The 885-nt window shown below is 65.6% G+C and carries 1 protein-coding gene; it reads right to left on the reverse strand.

The annotated features are described in order from the left end of the window. Positions 1-885: amino acid adenylation domain-containing protein (locus CH292_RS27560; protein ID WP_143545833.1), on the reverse strand; the 885-nt coding region annotated here is incomplete at both ends.

Here is an 885-nt window from a genome sequence, read left to right on the forward strand (position 1 = left end):
TTCGATGCGGTAGCCGCGGATCTTGACCTGATCGTCGGTGCGTCCGAGGTAGTCGAGTTGCCCGTCGGTGTTCCAGCGGACGAGATCGCCGGTGCGGTAGAGACGTTGGCCTGCGGTGGTGGCGATGAAGCGGGTGGCGGTGAGGTCGGGTCGGTTGATGTAGCCGTCGGCGAGTTGGGTGCCGCCGAGGTAGAGCTCTCCTGTGATGCCGACGGGGACGGGTCGTAGCCAGGGGTCGAGTACGTGGGTGGTGGTGTTGGTGATGGGTTGGCCGATGGGGACGCTGGTGCCGTAGGCGTCGGTGTCGGTGTCGGTGTCGGTGGTGGTGGCGGTGGTGGGGTTGAGGTGGTGTCCGGTGGTTTCGACGGCGGCTTCGGTGGGGCCGTAGGTGTTCCAGATCTGGACGGTTGTGCCGGTGCCGGTGCCGGTGTTGTTGTTGGTTGCGGTGAGGGTGGTGGCGAGGGTGGTGGGGAATGCTTCGCCGCCGAGGGCGAGGTGGCGGAGGTGGGATCGGCTCAGGTCGAGTCCGGTGTCGAGCATGGCGTGGGCGATGGTGGGGACGAGTTCGACGAAGCCGATGGGTTCGGTGTGGAGGATGTCGGTGAGGTAGTGGGGGTCTTTTTCGCCGCCGGGTCGGGTGAGGCGGATGGTGGCGCCGACTGTCAGTGGCCAGAAGAATTCGGGGACGGAGACGTCGAATCCGATGCTGGTTTTCTGCAGGACGCGGTCGCCGTCGGTGAGGGGGAATACCGTTTGGCGCCAGCTGATGAGGTTGATGATTGCTCGGTGGGAGATCATGACGCCTTTGGGGCGTCCGGTGGTGCCGGAGGTGAAGATGACGTAGGCGGTGTCGGCGGGGGTGAGGGTGCGTGTCAGTACCGGTGC

Source organism: Rhodococcus sp. 14-2470-1a (assembly GCF_002259425.1).
In the GTDB taxonomy this organism is placed as follows: Bacteria; Actinomycetota; Actinomycetes; order Mycobacteriales; family Mycobacteriaceae; genus Rhodococcoides; species Rhodococcoides fascians_E.